Source organism: Epilithonimonas xixisoli (assembly GCF_004365655.1).
In the GTDB taxonomy this organism is placed as follows: domain Bacteria; phylum Bacteroidota; class Bacteroidia; order Flavobacteriales; family Weeksellaceae; genus Epilithonimonas; species Epilithonimonas xixisoli.
Genome location: NZ_SOEO01000001.1, coordinates 103,681 through 119,872 on the forward strand (window position 1 = coordinate 103,681; position 16,192 = coordinate 119,872).

The window sequence follows — 16,192 nt, forward strand, 5'->3', positions numbered from 1 at the left end:
TTAAATCGTAGATAATCTCAATGTATTGGTTTTTCCACCATTGTGAACTGGCATAGCATTCAGGTTGATCACAAAATCACCTTGCTCTACAAATCCATAATTATGCGTCAACATATTCACTTGGATTACAGTTTCGTCAGTCGATTTTTCCATATCATAATAATATGCTCTCACGCCCCAAAGAAGATTCAGCATCGTAATCACACGTTTGTTGTTACTGAAAACAATAATGTGAGAAGACGGTCTGTGAGCCGAGATTTGGAACGCTGTGTATCCAGAAGAAGTCAAAGTGACGATAGCTTCTGCACCAGTTGATTTCGCAACATCCACGGCAGAACGACAAATTTTATCTGTGATGAAACGCTCATCCACACAATTGATTTTTTCTTCGATTACGTGGTTTAGTTTTTCGTAAAGCGCAGTTTTCTCGATATTCTTTACAATTTTTGCCATATTTCTGATTACATCTACCGGATATTTTCCAACAGAAGTTTCTCCAGAAAGCATCACAGCGTCAGCACCATCCAAAACGGAGTTCGCAACGTCATTCACTTCCGCTCTTGTAGGCGTCAAGCTCGTAATCATTGTCTCCATCATTTGAGTAGCAATGATAACAGGTTTTGCGTAAAGTCTCGCTTTATTCACCAAATTTTTCTGGATTACAGGCACTTGCTCCATTGGAACTTCCACACCTAGATCTCCTCTGGCAACCATCAGACAGTCACATTCCATCAAAATTTGATCGATGTTTTTTACACCTTCTGGTTTTTCAATCTTAGCGATGATTGGTGTTTTTTGTTTATTATTAGGATGTTTTGCCATCAAATCTTTTAGATCGATGATATCTTGAGCGTGACGTACGAAAGACAAAGCAATCCAGTCAAACTCATTATCCAACATAAAGTTGGCATCCTCAATATCTTTCTCTGTCAAAGCCGGAAGAGAAACCTCTGTGTTAGGAAGATTCACCCCTTTTTTAGAACTCAATGGTCCGCCTTGGATGGTTTTAGCTCTTACAGTGTCAACATTGTTCGTTTCAATAACTTCGAAAACAAGTTTTCCATCATCAATCAAAATTCTCTCACCAACTTTTACATCTTGAGGGAATTTTTCATAAGTCATATAAACTTTTGTTGCATCGCCTTCCATTTTTTCATTGGTAAAAGTAAGAATGTCTCCAGGATTAAGGAAAGATCCTTCTTTTACAACACCAACTCTCAGTTTTGGACCTTGAAGATCTCCCAAAATTGATACAGAGTAGCCATATTCTTTGTTGATCTCACGGATGATGTTTACATTTTTCAGTACCAATTCATAGTCCGCGTGTGAGAAGTTTATTCTAAATACATCTACGCCAGCCTGGATCATTTGGATCATCGTTTCCTTGCTGGAAGAAGCTGGACCAAGCGTTGCAATTATTTTTGTTTTCTTAAGATTTTTATTCATAATATTGAATTAATTGATAAAGTTCCGTTTCAGAACTTAAAGAATATTCCTGAATTTGGAATACGAAATTTTCCGGAAGCAAAATTAATGAAAATTCCGCAAACATATCGGAATTACTTAGGATGTAATCCACATCTTGATGCAGATTTAGTAAAAATTTAATATTTGATTCATCTGAAAAAAGCATGTGTTGCTCTTTTTTTTGCACAGACCGAATCGATTTGTTGGAAATAAAATTAAAACAGTTTTTTGAAGAACTGTCGTATGCCTGATATCGGGAGAAATAATGGTCAAAATATTCCCCTTTGATTTGAACGTCCTGTACTCTGGTAAATTTGAAAATATTGATTTCATTGATGTTAAAAAACAATTCGTGCTCTGGGATTGGTTTCGCAAGCCTAATCAATCCTACATCGATCTCCGACAGATCTTCCTCTAGCTTAAGATATTGTTTTTTGATTTTCAATAATATTTTCCTTTTTACTTAGAACATAAAAAGCTCTTTGTGCAGCTTTTTCTTCGGCTTTCTTTTTGGATGTTTCTACCGCGTTGGCAATTTTATCTTGATGCAACCAAACATGACAACGGAAAACGGTAGCCTTGTTGGGCTGGATTTCTTCGCAAGTTTCATATTTGATAGGAATCTTTTTTTTCTGACTCCATTCCAAAAGAAGCCCTTTGTAACTGATGATTTTGTTTTCCAGCTTATTAATGGTGGATGGTGTAAGAATCCTGTCCAAAACAATTTTCTTGCAAAATTCATAATCAATATCCAGATAGATGGCGCCAATCAAAGCTTCTAAAAGATTTCCGGAGATGTTTTCGCTAAGAATAGTTTGGCTCGTATCTTCCTGCAAAAGACTACTCAATTTGAGGTCTTCACCCAGTTTGTTGAGGTTTTTCCTGTTCACAATTTTGGATTTCATCTGCGTAAGAAAACCCTCGTTTTCATTCGGGTAGGTTTGAAAAAGATGACAAGAAATAATGGTTCCTAAAACAGAATCCCCTAAAAACTCAAGACGTTCGTAATTTTTTTTATTCGTACTTTTTGAAGAAGACTTTAATGAAAATGCTTCTTTAAAGATTTCCAAATTGTGGATGTTATATCCTACGATATTTGAAATGTTTTTGCGAAAAAGAATATCTTTTTCCGAAAGTTTTGGTGCTCTGTTTTTAGGAAGTAGTTTTGAAAAATAACTTTTCAACTCCATAAAAACAAATTATATTTTTTTGAAAAGAACGCAAGCGTTGTGACCTCCAAAACCAAAAGTATTACTCATAGCGATGTTAACTTCTTTTTCAACCGCAGTATTGAATGTAAAATTCAATCTTGGATCAATGTTTTCATCATCAGTAAAGTGGTTGATTGTTGGTGGAACAATACCGTGGATAATGGCGTGCAATGCAGCAATGGCCTCAATAACGCCGGCCGCTCCTAAAAGGTGACCTGTCATTGATTTTGTAGAATTGATCTGAATGTTGAAAGCGTGTTCTCCAAATAATTTTGCAATCGCGTTAGATTCTGCGATGTCTCCCAGTGGAGTAGATGTACCATGCATGTTGATATGGTCTACTTCATCGGCAGTTACACCGGCATCTTCCAAGCAATTTTTCATTACCAGATAAGCACCAAGTCCTTCAGGGTGTGGAGCTGTCATGTGATGTGCATCAGCACTCATTCCGCCACCAGCTAATTCTGCATAGATTGTTGCACCTCGTTTTTTTGCGTGTTCGTATTCTTCAAGGATGATGCATCCTGCGCCTTCGCCCAATACAAATCCATCTCTGTCTTTGTCAAAAGGTCTTGAAGCCGTTTTTGGATCATCGTTTCTTGTAGAAAGTGCGTGCATTGCGTTGAAACCTCCCATTCCGCTCGCTGTAACAGCAGCTTCAGATCCTCCACAAACAATAACGTCCGCTTTGCCTAAGTTAATAAGCATTTTAGCATCAATCAAAGCATTGGCAGAAGAAGCACAAGCAGAAACGGTTGTGTAATTAGGCCCGTGGAAACCATATTCAATTGAAATATTTCCTGGCGTAATGTCCGCAATCATTTTTGGAATAAAGAAAGGGTTGAATCTCGGAATACCTTTGGATTCTGCAAAACCTAAAACTTCTGTTTCAAAAGTTTCCAGTCCGCCGATTCCTGATCCCCAGATCACACCAACGCGATTTTTATCGACATTGTCTTCAATAAGTCGTCCGTGAGCGATAGCTTCTCTTGCGGCAATTTGACCGAACTGAGAATTTCTATCCATCTTTTTCGCCTCTTTTTTATCGAAATAATTAAGAGGGTCAAAGTTTTTCACCTCACTGGCGAACTTGGTTTTAAAATTAGTGGAATCAAAAAGAGTAATCGGGGCAGCGCCACTTGCTCCTATTTTAAGGCTTTCCCAGTATTCCTTTGCGTTATTTCCAATCGGTGTAATAGCGCCGAAGCCGGTTACAACTACTCTCTTTAATTCCATAAATTTTTTTGTCTTGAATAAATATTATTTATTTACAACTTCTTCGATGTAAGCGATAGCGTGACCAACAGTTGTAATTTTCTCTGCTTGATCATCTGGAATCTGAATGTTGAATTCTTTTTCGAATTCCATGATAAGTTCAACAGTATCCAAAGAATCAGCTCCCAAATCGTTTGTGAAGCTAGCTTCTGGAGTCACTTCTGTTTCTTCAACGTCAAGCTTATCAGCGATGATAGCTTTTACTCTTGATGCAATGTCTGACATAGTATTTTATTTTTAATTATGTTAATTTGGTGCAAATATATAAAAAATCAAATCATTTCAATTTTTTTTTAGTTTTTTAGACACTTTCTAAATCTATCCTTTTTATAATCAAATCTTTAGATTTTGTCTCGGCAGACTATCTATTTTTTGTTTATTTTTGCTTCTTATTACCAATGATATTATGGAACACATTCCTGACAATGATGATGATCTGTTTACAGGAAAAGATCACACGCCTCTCAGACCAGACGCTTTTGATCTGAATACTGACGAAAAAATTAAGAAGATAGAAGGGCTTTTTGGCGAGATTATGCAGACTTTAGGTCTTGATATGACTGATGATTCCCTTAAAGATTCTCCGAAGCGTGTCGCGAAAATGTATGTAAAAGAAATTTTTGGAGGATTGCTTCCGGAAAATAAACCTGGGATTTCGACATTCAAAAATCAATATAAATATCGCCAGATGCTGGTGGAGAAGGATATTACGGTCTATTCGTTCTGCGAGCATCATTTTCTGCCAATCATCGGAAAAGCGCACGTGGCCTACATTTCCAGTGGGGAAGTGATTGGTTTGTCAAAGATCAATAGGATCGTAGATTATTACGCAAAACGTCCGCAAGTTCAGGAACGATTGACGATGCAGATTGTTGACGCTTTGAAAGAAGCTTTAGGAACAAATAATGTCGCGTGCATCATAGATGCAAAACACCTTTGCGTCAATTGTCGTGGGATAAAAGACACTACAAGTTCAACGATTACTGCAGAATTGAGTGGGATTTTCCGAACCAATCCAATTACGAGGCAAGAGTTTCTGCATTATGTAGGAAGTCACGCTAAATTTGATTAATAATGGATAGGAAAAGATTTTTGATTGAAAGCTGGGATAGATTTCTAAAACCATTTCTCATAGCGGTTTTATTTATTTTCGTTATTTTAAATTTTGATCAAATATCTCAAATAGGCAAAGGTTTGTCTTTGCTGATTTTAATATTTATGATACTTACAATTATTGGTTTGATTTTCCAATTAATTGTATCAAGTGTTAGAAATAGCTTACCTGAGAGATTTGTTAAATCCGTAGATGTTTTATGTCAGAAATTAGTTTGGTTTTACCCTGTGTTGCTAACAATTTGTCTGGTTTTAGAATGGAATAATAAATCTTCAGTCGAAAAAGTTATCTTAACATTGCTTTTAATATTATTAATCTACGATACTTATTTTAAGAAAAAACATTTGAGAAATGATAAAATATAAAAAACTGACGCATCAAATTTTCATCACAACAATTATCTGTTGCTGATTTTGCACGTCAAAAATCTAATCATTTATCAATTATAATTTATCATTAATAAAAACAATGCAACTAAAAATATACAACTCGCTTTCAGGCGAAAAAGAAGTTTTCAAACCAATCTTAGAAGGTAATATCGGGATGTACGTTTGTGGACCAACGGTTTACAGCAATGTGCATTTGGGGAATGTGAGAACTTTTTTGTCCTTCGATTTCATTTACAGAAGTCTAAAGTTTCTGGGTTATAAGGTTCGTTATGTCAGAAATATCACCGATGCAGGACATTTGACGGACGATGGCGATATCAATAACGACAGATTCATCAAGCAATCCAGATTAGAAAAACTGGAGCCGATGGAAATCGTACAAAAGTACACCGTCGATTTTCACGAGGTTTTGAAGAAGTTCAACTTGCTTCCGCCTACGATTGAGCCGACTGCAACGGGGCACATCATCGAACAATTGGAACTTGCGAAAGATTTAATTGAAAAAGGTTTTGCTTATGAAAGCAACGGTTCTGTCTATTTTGATGTTTTGGAATACAATGCTAGAGGACTTAATTACGGAGAACTTTCCAGAAGAAATATTGAGGAATTATTCGCTAACACCAGAGATTTGGATGGACAATTTGAGAAGAAAAATCCACAAGATTTTGCCCTTTGGAAAAAAGCATCGCCGGAACATATTATGAAGTGGCCATCGCCTTGGGGAGAAGGTTTCCCTGGTTGGCACCTAGAATGTACAGCGATGAGTACGAAATATTTGGGCGACCAATTCGATATTCACGGTGGCGGAATGGACTTGAAATTCCCGCACCACGAATGTGAAATCGCTCAAGGAAAAGCTTGCAACGGCGTAGAACCTGTAAAATATTGGATGCACGCCAATATGCTGACAATGAACGGACAAAGAATGAGCAAATCAACTGGAAATTACATTCTTCCAATGGAATTAATCACTGGAAATAATGATTTCTTTGAAAAAGCTTTTCATCCGAGTGTGTTGAGATTCTGCTTTTTGCAGGCGCATTACAGAAGTGTTTTGGATATTTCCAATGATGCAATGCTGGCGAGTGAAAAAGGCTTTAACAGATTGATGGAAGCTGTGAAAATAATTAATAATGAAGAATTAATAATTAATAATAATTTCGAATCTCAAACTTCAAATTTCAAATATTCTGATTGGAAAGAAAAAGTTTTAGAAGCTTTGACTGATGATTTCAATAGTCCGATTTTGATTTCTCATTTGTTCGAAGCTGTGAAGTTTATTTCGGCTTCAAAATTGGGTAAAGAAAGTATTTCTACAGAAGATTATGAAGATTTAAAACTATTCTTAAACGCAATTGTTTTCGAAGTTTTAGGATTGGAAACGATTGAAGAATCCAATAATGATAAACTTGACCAGACTTTACAGGTTTTAATTGATTTGAGAAATCAAGCTAGAAAATCTAAAAATTGGGACTTGTCTGACCAAATCCGTGACCAACTTCTTGAAAAAGGAATTGAGTTGAAAGACGGACGAGACGGAACAACTTACGTTTTGAATTAATTTATTAAAATAATAAATATTTAAACCTTTCGTAAAAATCGAAAGGTTTTTTTGTGGATATGATTGTTGTGTTTCAAAAATACTTAACTTAGTGTCAATAATTAAAAATACTTAGACTATGAAAAAATCTCTATCCACTTTAATTTTATTGTTTGTCGGAGCAAGTTCTTTTGCGCAACAAGATATTTTTGCACTCACAGGAAAAGAATCTGCGAACATTATTTTCCAAGATTTCCGCGTATTAGATTCCAAAAAAGGCATCACCGAAAATATTCTTTTGTCTGGCAACGACCAACCCAAAGTTTATTCCAGCAAATTAAATAAGGAAATCTCTGAAGATAAAAAGTCCTTCGCCAACGCACAAGCAAGTCAAATCGCAACTTTGGCTGTAGATGGAAACGGAAAGTTGTTTTATATGCCGATGTATTCTCCCAATATTTACGTTTTGGATTCGAAGACCAAGGAAATTACTTTATTGGAAAATAAACTTTCCAATCCAACTGCTTGCGATGCAGGTTCTCAGTTTTCCAGAATGACAATAGGGAATGACGGCAATATTTATACGCTTTCAAATTCCGGTTCACAACTTTTGAAAATTTCTAGTAAAAACGGAAAATATACAGTTGAAGATTTGGGAATTGTGACAGATGATTCCGGAAACGGAGACAATCAGCTGAGCAAAATGCAAACTGGGTTCGGAGGCGATATGATTGCGGATGATAACAACAATTTCTACATTTTTTCAGCGAAGGGAAATGTCTTCAAATTTAATATTAATGAGATGAAGGCGAAATTCCTTGGCAAAATGAAAGGTCTTCCGGAAAGTTTTTCCACCAACGGTGTTGCAGTTAATGGCGAAGGAAAAATAATTTTGGCAAGCGCAAAAGGTGGCGTTTTACATACCTTGAAATTAGAAACTCTGCAAGCGGAACCAATGACTGCGAACATCAATATGCCAATCTATGATTTGGGAAGTCCTTACGTTTTAAGAAGCAACAAGCAATTGATTAATATTGATAAAAACGACATCTATCCTACAAAAGTTTCCGAAGGTTTTGTGAATGTAAAACTTGCAAAGTCTCAGAAAGGAAATGCTAATATCAAAGTTTATAATGCTTCCGGGAATTTGGTTTCCAATCAAACTATTACTAATATTTCCAATTCTGAAAACAGAATCGAATTAGGAAAATTAGTTTCCGGCGTTTATCTTGTAAATGTAGAATCTGAAAATGGAAAAACGATTATTTCTAAGAAGATTATTGTGAAGTAGTTCAATTTTAATCTTAATTATTTACAAATACGGTTAACGAAAGTTAAACCGTATTTTTTTGTTTCAATAAAAAACTATTTTTGAGGAAAATTAAGACCATTTGAAGAAATTTCTATTCCTTTATTTTCTTTTGATTTCCATATCAATCTATTCTCAGACGCTTTCCGGAATTGTGGTGACGGATGATTCTGCGCGTCTTCCAAAGACTTTGGTTGTCAATATGAGTTCCGACCAAAAGGTTTGGAGCAATGAGCTCGGTGAGTTTTCCATCAATGCAAAACCTGGCGACGAAATCAGATTTGTGAAAGAAAACTACGAACGTGAGAAAGTTATTGTCAGCAACAATCTAAATATAACAGTTCGATTGTCCAAAATCCCGATGGAAATTGAAGAAGTCAAGATTGAAAATAAAAGAGTCGCAGAAGCAAAAAAAGAAGAACTCAGAAAATCTATCGGGTTGCCAAAAGGACCGGAAAAACCGCGCGAAAAACCGGCAGAAGCAGTTAATGATATTTTGATGCCGTTAATTGGAATACCACCAACAATTAAAATTCAAGCAATTTATGATGTCCTTAGTGGAAAATCCAGAAGATTGAAAAGACTTTATAAATATGAAGATTTGCAGGAAGGACTGGCTTGGATTAGGAACAACGTAGATTTGGAATATTTTTCTGATGCTGGAATCGCGCCCGAAAGATTTAATGATTTTCTAATATTTTCTTTGCGAGACGAGAAAGTTTTGATGTATATGAAAGCCAAAAACCTAGGCGGAATTACCATTTCTCTCGATAATAATATTAAGGACTACTTGGAAAGAATTGCACAAAAATGATTTTTTCACAAGAATATTATTTATAATTCAATAAATCATTAAATTGCATCAATATTAATAGACCTTAATAAATGAAACTATACTTTAATGTTAACTTTGGAACAAAAGTTGGCCAACGGCTCGTTTTACGCCTCTACGACGAGAAAAACGACCACCGCGACTACAACTTGACCTATTCCGAAAATAACAACTGGACTGCAGAAATTGATTATTTCTCAAAATCAATTCAGTACAAATATCTTTTATTGAACGAAGAAAATGTGGTTTTGGATGAGGAAATCCCAACCCACAAACTCGATCTTCCAAACAGCTTCAAAGAATTTGTGATTTTCGATCAGTGGAATCTCAAGAATTTCCCGGAAAATTATTTGACCAACAAAATCCTACACAACCGTTTGCAAGGTTTCAAGCCTGCAAAATTGGCTGTTGTGAAAAAACATTCGCACCTTTTCCGCATAGAAGCGCCACTTTACAATCCAAATTGGCAATTGGTTGTCATTGGAAATGTAGATGCTTTGGGAAATTGGAGTCCGGAAAATGCAGTAGAACTCAAAGAAACAGATTACGGCGTTTGGGAAGCTGGGGTGGAAATCAAATCTCACCAAACGGTGCTTTACAAATATGCCATCAAGGATAAAACCTCAGGACAAATTGTTTCTCTGGAACCTGGCGACAACCGTTGGGTTTTCGGAAACCCAAATAAGGATATTTTGTATGTAAAAGCTGATCATTATTTCAAATTTAATAATGAAACACTTTGGCATTCTGCGGGCGTTGCCGTTCCTGTTTTCTCTTTGAGAACGGAAGATGGTTTCGGTGTTGGCGAGTTTTCTGATATTAAAAAATTAGGCGATTGGGCAAATGATGCAAAGCTTTCCGTAATTCAGATTTTACCAATTAATGATACAACTGCGAATTATACTTGGACCGATTCTTATCCATACGCAGCGATTTCGGTTTATGCGCTTCATCCTCAATATCTTTCGATTGAAAAATTGGAATATGCTTTACCGAAAAAATTAGTAAAAGAATATCAAGATAAAAAAGCGGAATTAAATGCTTTAAATTTAATCGATTACGAGCAAATGATTTCCGGAAAATGGAAATTTGCAACAGCTGTTTTTGAGGAAAATCAAGAAGCGATTTTGAAGGATAAAAACTTCAAGAAATTCATTAAGGATAACGAAGAATGGCTGATGCCTTATTCCGCATTTTGTGTTTTACGAGACAAATATAAAACGCCAAATTTCAACGATTGGAAAACCCATAAGAAATTTGTTGCTGGAAAAGTGGCGACACTTTATGCGCCTAAACATAAGGAGTATGCTACGATAATGCTTCACGCTTGGGTTCAGTATCAGTTGCATTTGCAATTGCAGGACGCTGTGGAATATTTGCATCAACTAGGACTTTCGGTGAAGGGCGATTTGCCAATTGGAATCTACAGATATTCCGTAGAAGCTTGGACGGAGCCCGAACTTTTCGGAATGGATTTCCAAGCAGGCGCACCGCCAGATCAATTCTCAGACCTAGGTCAAAATTGGGAATTCCCGACCTACAATTGGGAAGTGATGAAAGCCGACGATTACCAATGGTGGAAAAAGCGTTTCAAAGTTTTGGAACAATATTTTGATGCAATGAGAATCGACCACATTCTTGGATTCTTTAGAATTTGGAGAATGCCGATTTCTGCCACGCAAGGTCTGTTGGGTTATTTTTATCCGGCTGTTCCTGTGACGGAGAGAGAGTTTTCTGACAGACAGATTCCTTTTAGCTTTGACCGCTATGTGAAACCATTTGTGAATGAACCGATTCTTTGGGAGAATTTTGGAGAATCGAAAGAGAAAGTTCAGAATCATTTCTTTGATAACCATTTTAATGGAACTTACACTTTCAAACCGGAATTTGATACGCAGAGAAAATTAACCGATTATTTCAAAAAGGAAAAATGGGATTGGGCAGAAGAAAAACTGATTTCTTTAGCTGGAAACGTCTTATTCTTAACTGAGGAAACGGAGAATGGAATTGTTTATCATCCAAGATTTAATATTGCTAAAACGACATCTTACAAGTATTTGCCAGATTGGGAAAAAGCGAAGTTGAGCGATGTGTACAACGATTACTTCTTCAAACGTCAGGACGGACTTTGGTACCAGAAAGCGATGGAAAAATTACCAGCTTTGTTGAATTCCACTACGATGTTGATTTGTGGTGAAGACCTTGGTTTGGTTCCAGATTCTGTGCCTGTGGTGATGGATAAATTGGCAATCACTGCTTTGAAGGTTCAAAGAATGCCTTCCGATAATATTCCGTTTTACGACCCGAAAAATGCCAGTTATTTAAATGTAGTTACGGCTTCTTCCCACGACAGTTCTACCTTGAGACAATGGTGGCACGAGGACAGAAACCTGACTCAGAAATATTTCAACCAACAATTGGGACAATATGGAACTGCGCCTTGGGATTTGACGCCAGATTTGTCGGAAATGATTATGAAACAGCATCTTTTCACAGAAGCGATGTTGGCGATTTTCCCAATTCAAGAATTTTTGGCGACAGATGACAACTTGATGAATCCAAATATGGATGAAGAAAGAATCAACAATCCTGCAGTTTTTCCACATTATTGGCGTTACAGAATGCATTTGAAATTGGAAGATTTGAAAGAGCAAAAAGATTTCAATCAGAAAATTGCTGGCTGGATAGAAGCGAGCGGAAGATATTAATCCCACTTTGTCAAAGTTTTAATCTTTGACAAAGTTTATTAGGAGCTAAATCCCGCTTTCCGTTGCAATCTTTTTTGCTTTACCATTTGTCATAAGTATTCATTGGAGTGCAAGCAATAAAGGATTTCCACTGCAATCGGGGCTATGGGTTTTGTCATCCAAACATTTTTTTTCAAATCAAAGATTCGGCGAAAGCCAAAGTTTCAAATCTTTGACAAAGTTTATATACAAACCCCTTCAGAGTTTCAAACTCTGAAGGGGTTTTCTTTTTGCATTAAAAATAATGTCATTGATAATCAATCATTAATCTCAATTTCATCATTGATTTTAAAAATATTAATTCGGCAGACTTTAACTTTTATTCTTATCCAATATCCAAAAGGTAGAAAGTTTCATTAGAGAAAAATGAATTTTCTTAATTAAATAAAATTTAAAGAAATGAAAAAGATATTTTTTACCCTAGCTATAATTTTTGGAGGATTAATTTCTGCTCAAGATTACTACGATACTTATCCAAACGAATACAACGGATATGAATATTATGATAATTCTTACGATTATCCTGAGGATTATTATTACAACTATCCAACGGATTATTATCCAGACCAATATTATCAAGGTTATTACAATGACTACAGAAAAGCGGTTTACAATGTGAATTGGGATTGGTTTTTTATGCAACATCGTTTGAGTCCGTTTCAGATAGAGCAAATTATGATGCTAAACAATAGATTTGCTTCTTACAATGCTTGGAGTTCTTATTACAGATGGAATCCGGACAGATGGTATTATGACAGATTCTATGCTTTGCAAAATATTTTGGGGCCAAGGATTTTCGTAGTCTATCAAAATGTTTATTTCCGAGGCGCGAGTCCATTTGTATTTTACAGAAACCGAAATGTGAATTTCTATGGAAGAAGATATCAGGTGAGACCAGTTTATAGAAATGTGAATATCAATGTTTACAAAGTCAATAAAGGGAATTTCAAGGAAGGTTTCAGAACCATTGGCAGAAACCAAAATATGATAGAGACCAACAGAAATGATGGAATCCGTACGCAACCTATAAGAAGTGGTGCCAATGGAAAAAACATCGACGGAACAAGAAATTCTTCTCAAATTGGTGGAATGAGAACTGAAAATAATTCCGGAATCAGAAATCAAGGCGGAACCAGAAATGGTAATGAAAATATCAGAACGCAATCTGCTCCAATTAGAAATGAAGGAACGAGAAATCAGAATAATGGCATCAGACAAAATCAAAATTCTGAGAGAAAAATTGAAAACAGAAGCAATGGCGGACAAAGAAATGCGTCTCCAAAATCTGACAACGGAAGCAGAAGCTCTGGAATGAGATTCACTTCAAGATAAGTTGATTTGGAATTTAACAAAATTTTATAATTTGTCAAATTAACTTTATTATTTATCAAACATCAAACAAACAGATAGAATTTATTAATATTAAAAATCAATTTAAAATGAAAAAATTAATTTTAAGCGCCGCATTTCTTGGATTAGGAGTTTTCGGATTTGCACAGCAATCAAAATCGATAAGCGGAGATCACACTCAGAAAAAAGCTGAACGTCTTCAAAAAATGAAACAAGAATTGAATCTTACAGATGCTCAAGTTCTACAATTGAAAACATTGCACGAGAAAAAAGCAGTAGAAAGAAAAGCAGATTTCGATGCTAAAAAAGTTGACAGAATGCAGAAGATGAAGGAGAATGAAGCGGAAATGCAAAAAATCCTGACGCCAGATCAATTCAAAAAATATCAGGAAATAAAAGCTAAAAAAATGGCTGATAGAAAAGCCAAATTCCAAGATAGGAAGAAAGTTGATGGAGCGGTAGTTAAGTAATATTTTATTTTGTGGTTAGTTTTAGTGAGAGTCGTTAATTTAACGGCTCTTTTTTGCTATATTTGGGAAAAATTAACAAAAATGGTAAGCGAAAAAATCATAAACCTAGTAAATGAACAAATCACTAAAGAACAATACGCTGCACAGCTTTATCTATCGATGAGTGCGTGGTTTTACGCTCAAGATCTCGAAGGAATTGGAAATTATTTCCGTGTACAGTCTAAAGAAGAATTGATGCACGCAGACAAAATGTTCGATTATGTGAATGATGTAGGCGGAAAAATTATTTTAAATGAAGTTCCAAAACCACCGCACGAATTCGACAATGCGCAGGAGATTTTCGAAAAAGCATTGGATCACGAGAGATTGGTGACAAAAAGTATTTTCAATATTGTGAAAACCGCGAACGAAGAAGGCGATTTTTCTACCACCAGTTTCTTACAATGGTTCATCAATGAGCAAGTGGAGGAGGAATCTAGTGCATCTACTTTGGTTTCGAAAATTAAAATGGTGAAAGATAATCCTTCAGCATTGTACCTTTTCGATCAGGAATTGGCACAAAGGGTTTTTGTACCAGCAGCAGGAAATTAATTCCTCAAAAAAATGAAAAAACTAATAACCGTATTTGTGTTAATGTCCATCCAGACGTTTTCACAGAATTATGCCATCTCAGATTTGCCGGAAGAGCTTAAGAAAGACGCTAATGCCGTCGTTCGTGACAATTCTTCTTCGTACATCATTAAGTCCGAAAATCAAATAGATTCTAAGAAAAAAATTGCAGTTTCTATTCTCAATAAGGCTGGTGATAATGTGTCGTATGTTTACATCCCATATGATAAACACACAAAGATTTCTGATATTAAGATCAAAATTTTCGACGCTTTTGGAAGAGTTATAAAAACTTATTCCAAAAGTGATTTGAATGATATTGCGCAATCAGATGATTCCTTTTTGTATTCCGATGATCGTGCTCTGGCGATGAAAATCATCCAGCCGGTTTTTCCTTACACTATAGAAACTACTTTTACAGAAAGATCGTCGGATACGGTATTTTTACAAGTCTTGCAACCGTACATTGCTGAGAATATTTCGGTGGAAAACTGGGGCGTAGAATTCAAAAATGAATCTGGCATCAAACTCCGAAAGAAAGTGACCGAAACTATTTTCGGAAAAGCAGAAATCTCAGAATCTGATAATCTTGTAAAAGCGTCGTACAAAAATATCCCAGCTTACAAAGATGAAAATCACTCACCAGAATTGAGAACCGTGGTTTCCAAGGTAGAATTTGCATTGGATAGAGCTTGTCTGAAAGGGGTTTGCGGCGACTTTTCGAATTGGAATAGTTTTGCAACTTGGTATCAAGGTTTGCTGGAGCCAGTTTCCAAAATCACGCCCGAGATTCAGGCAGAGGTGGACGCTCTAAATCTTACGGGAACAGTTTCCGAAAAAGTTCAAAAAATTTATCAGTATATGCAGGGCAAAACCCGCTACGTTTTTGTGGCGATTGGAATTGGCGGTTGGCAACCGATGCCTGCGGATGACGTGCGAAAAAAAGGTTATGGTGACTGCAAAGCATTGACCAATTATATGAGAGTTCTACTGAAAGCAGCGGGAATTCCTTCTTATTATTCCGTCATTTACAGTGATAAGACCATCAAGGTTTTTGATAAAGATTTTCCAAAAATGGATGGCAATCACGTGATTCTTTGCGTTCCAACGGAAAACGGAAACATTTGGTTGGAAAATACATCTCAGAATATCGCTTTCAACCATTTGAGCTATGGGACAATGGATCGAAATGTAATTATGGTAAAAGATAATGTGGCAGAGATTACCGATACGCCCAAATCAACTTCCGAAAACAACCGGGAAGTTTTGAGAATCAAAGCCAACATTTCGGCGGATAACACGTTGGATGTTTCGTCTAATTTTTATTTCTCAGGAGGTTTGTATGATATGACTTTGCAGTTGGTTTCATTATCGCCGAAGGAGCAAAAAGACGCACTGAAAAGGCGTTACGACTATCTTCAGTTTTCTGACATCGATTTGAAAAATCTTAAAAATGACAGAGATGCTGCCAAGATTAATTTCGATTTGAATTTTAAAGCAAACAATTATTCCAAATCTTTGGGATCCGATATTTACTTCCGTGCGATTCCTTTCTTGGATTCTGATTTCCACCTGGAAAGCACAGATCGAAAATTACCGATAGAAGTTCCATTTGGTTTTACCGATGATTATGAAATTGAATATTCGATTCCGGAGAATTACAAATTTTCAGAAGCGATGGCTCCTGTGAAAATAGAATCAGAATTCGGGAGTTTTTCTATGGAGTTTATTCCTCAAGATAAAAAATTGTTGGTGAAGAGAAAATTTATGTTGAAGAAGGGAACTTTTTCCGCAGATAAGATTTCAGATTATATTAATTTCAGAAAAAAAACCAATAAAATAGACCACACCAAAATCCTAATAACCAAACTTTAAAAAC

At 36.0% G+C, this 16,192-nt stretch carries 15 protein-coding genes; 10 read left to right on the top strand and 5 right to left on the bottom strand.

The window, feature by feature from the left end; genetic code table 11:
* The 5 genes from pyk to B0I22_RS00500 are packed head-to-tail and all read right to left on the bottom strand — an operon-like array spanning position 1 to position 4,178.
* Positions 1 to 1,446 carry a pyruvate kinase gene (gene pyk, locus B0I22_RS00480; protein WP_133942654.1) on the bottom strand — a complete coding sequence of 482 codons (1,446 nt, stop codon included), beginning with the start codon at positions 1,444 to 1,446 and terminating at the stop codon, positions 1 to 3.
* A complete protein-coding gene (locus B0I22_RS00485) occupies positions 1,439 to 1,912 on the bottom strand; it encodes an IPExxxVDY family protein (protein WP_133942655.1) in 474 nt (157 codons plus the stop codon). Before B0I22_RS00485 ends, pyk begins: the two co-directional genes overlap by 8 nt.
* Positions 1,887 to 2,657 carry a ribonuclease III gene (gene rnc, locus B0I22_RS00490; RefSeq protein ID WP_133942656.1) on the bottom strand — a complete coding sequence of 257 codons (771 nt, stop codon included), beginning with the start codon at positions 2,655 to 2,657 and terminating at the stop codon, positions 1,887 to 1,889. Before rnc ends, B0I22_RS00485 begins: the two co-directional genes overlap by 26 nt.
* A 9-nt stretch (positions 2,658 to 2,666) precedes the next feature.
* Positions 2,667 to 3,914 carry a beta-ketoacyl-ACP synthase II gene (gene fabF / locus B0I22_RS00495; RefSeq protein WP_133942657.1) on the bottom strand — a complete coding sequence of 416 codons (1,248 nt, stop codon included), beginning with the start codon at positions 3,912 to 3,914 and terminating at the stop codon, positions 2,667 to 2,669.
* A 24-nt stretch (positions 3,915 to 3,938) separates the two neighbouring features.
* On the bottom strand, positions 3,939 to 4,178 hold the full coding sequence (locus tag B0I22_RS00500) for an acyl carrier protein (RefSeq protein ID WP_002976354.1): 240 nt from the start codon (positions 4,176 to 4,178) through the stop codon (positions 3,939 to 3,941).
* 181 nt (positions 4,179 to 4,359) lie between these two features.
* On the opposite strand from B0I22_RS00500, the gene folE reads away from it, so the two are divergent.
* The 10 genes from folE to B0I22_RS00550 all read left to right on the top strand — a co-directional run bounded on the left by folE (position 4,360) and on the right by B0I22_RS00550 (position 16,188).
* Complete coding sequence (gene folE, locus B0I22_RS00505) at positions 4,360 to 5,025, top strand: GTP cyclohydrolase I FolE (RefSeq protein ID WP_133942658.1); 666 nt, start codon at positions 4,360 to 4,362, stop codon at positions 5,023 to 5,025.
* 2 nt (positions 5,026 to 5,027) lie between these two features.
* Positions 5,028 to 5,432, top strand: coding sequence for a hypothetical protein (locus B0I22_RS00510; protein ID WP_133942659.1), 405 nt, complete (start codon positions 5,028 to 5,030; stop codon positions 5,430 to 5,432).
* Between the two features lie 103 nt (positions 5,433 to 5,535).
* Entirely contained in the window at positions 5,536 to 7,017 is a 1,482-nt protein-coding gene (cysS, locus tag B0I22_RS00515) for a cysteine--tRNA ligase (RefSeq protein ID WP_133942660.1), read from the top strand.
* A 118-nt stretch (positions 7,018 to 7,135) separates the two neighbouring features.
* A complete protein-coding gene (locus tag B0I22_RS00520) occupies positions 7,136 to 8,287 on the top strand; it encodes a T9SS type A sorting domain-containing protein (RefSeq protein WP_133942661.1) in 1,152 nt (383 codons plus the stop codon).
* A 100-nt stretch (positions 8,288 to 8,387) separates the two neighbouring features.
* A complete protein-coding gene (locus B0I22_RS00525; RefSeq protein WP_133942662.1) occupies positions 8,388 to 9,119 on the top strand; it encodes a carboxypeptidase regulatory-like domain-containing protein in 732 nt (243 codons plus the stop codon).
* Positions 9,120 to 9,190: 71 nt separating this feature from the next.
* Positions 9,191 to 11,845 carry a 4-alpha-glucanotransferase gene (locus B0I22_RS00530; protein ID WP_133942663.1) on the top strand — a complete coding sequence of 885 codons (2,655 nt, stop codon included), beginning with the start codon at positions 9,191 to 9,193 and terminating at the stop codon, positions 11,843 to 11,845.
* 438 nt (positions 11,846 to 12,283) lie between these two features.
* Positions 12,284 to 13,216: a hypothetical protein gene (locus B0I22_RS00535; RefSeq protein ID WP_185145330.1), complete on the top strand. Its 933-nt coding sequence runs from the start codon at positions 12,284 to 12,286 to the stop codon at positions 13,214 to 13,216.
* A gap of 107 nt (positions 13,217 to 13,323) precedes the next feature.
* Positions 13,324 to 13,704 (top strand): hypothetical protein, encoded by a 381-nt coding sequence (locus tag B0I22_RS00540; protein WP_133942664.1) that lies wholly within the window; start codon positions 13,324 to 13,326, stop codon positions 13,702 to 13,704.
* Positions 13,705 to 13,785: 81 nt separating this feature from the next.
* A complete protein-coding gene (locus B0I22_RS00545; protein ID WP_133942665.1) occupies positions 13,786 to 14,295 on the top strand; it encodes a ferritin in 510 nt (169 codons plus the stop codon).
* 12 nt (positions 14,296 to 14,307) lie between these two features.
* Positions 14,308 to 16,188 carry a DUF3857 domain-containing protein gene (locus tag B0I22_RS00550; protein ID WP_133942666.1) on the top strand — a complete coding sequence of 627 codons (1,881 nt, stop codon included), beginning with the start codon at positions 14,308 to 14,310 and terminating at the stop codon, positions 16,186 to 16,188.
* The last annotated feature ends 4 nt before the right edge of the window (positions 16,189 to 16,192 follow it).

Excerpts from the sequence above, each read along its gene's own strand:
- rnc (WP_133942656.1), bottom strand. The coding sequence starts at position 2,657 with ATGGAGTTGAAAAGTTATTTTTCAAAACTACTTCCTAAAAACAGAGCA.
- folE (WP_133942658.1), top strand. The coding sequence starts at position 4,360 with ATGGAACACATTCCTGACAATGATGATGATCTGTTTACAGGAAAAGAT.
- B0I22_RS00545 (WP_133942665.1), top strand. The coding sequence starts at position 13,786 with ATGGTAAGCGAAAAAATCATAAACCTAGTAAATGAACAAATCACTAAA.
- B0I22_RS00500 (WP_002976354.1), bottom strand. The coding sequence starts at position 4,178 with ATGTCAGACATTGCATCAAGAGTAAAAGCTATCATCGCTGATAAGCTT.
- fabF (WP_133942657.1), bottom strand. The coding sequence starts at position 3,914 with ATGGAATTAAAGAGAGTAGTTGTAACCGGCTTCGGCGCTATTACACCG.
- B0I22_RS00530 (WP_133942663.1), top strand. The coding sequence starts at position 9,191 with ATGAAACTATACTTTAATGTTAACTTTGGAACAAAAGTTGGCCAACGG.
- cysS (WP_133942660.1), top strand. The coding sequence starts at position 5,536 with ATGCAACTAAAAATATACAACTCGCTTTCAGGCGAAAAAGAAGTTTTC.
- B0I22_RS00550 (WP_133942666.1), top strand. The coding sequence starts at position 14,308 with ATGAAAAAACTAATAACCGTATTTGTGTTAATGTCCATCCAGACGTTT.
- B0I22_RS00540 (WP_133942664.1), top strand. The coding sequence starts at position 13,324 with ATGAAAAAATTAATTTTAAGCGCCGCATTTCTTGGATTAGGAGTTTTC.
- B0I22_RS00535 (WP_185145330.1), top strand. The coding sequence starts at position 12,284 with ATGAAAAAGATATTTTTTACCCTAGCTATAATTTTTGGAGGATTAATT.
- pyk (WP_133942654.1), bottom strand. The coding sequence starts at position 1,446 with ATGAATAAAAATCTTAAGAAAACAAAAATAATTGCAACGCTTGGTCCA.
- B0I22_RS00520 (WP_133942661.1), top strand. The coding sequence starts at position 7,136 with ATGAAAAAATCTCTATCCACTTTAATTTTATTGTTTGTCGGAGCAAGT.
- B0I22_RS00510 (WP_133942659.1), top strand. The coding sequence starts at position 5,028 with ATGGATAGGAAAAGATTTTTGATTGAAAGCTGGGATAGATTTCTAAAA.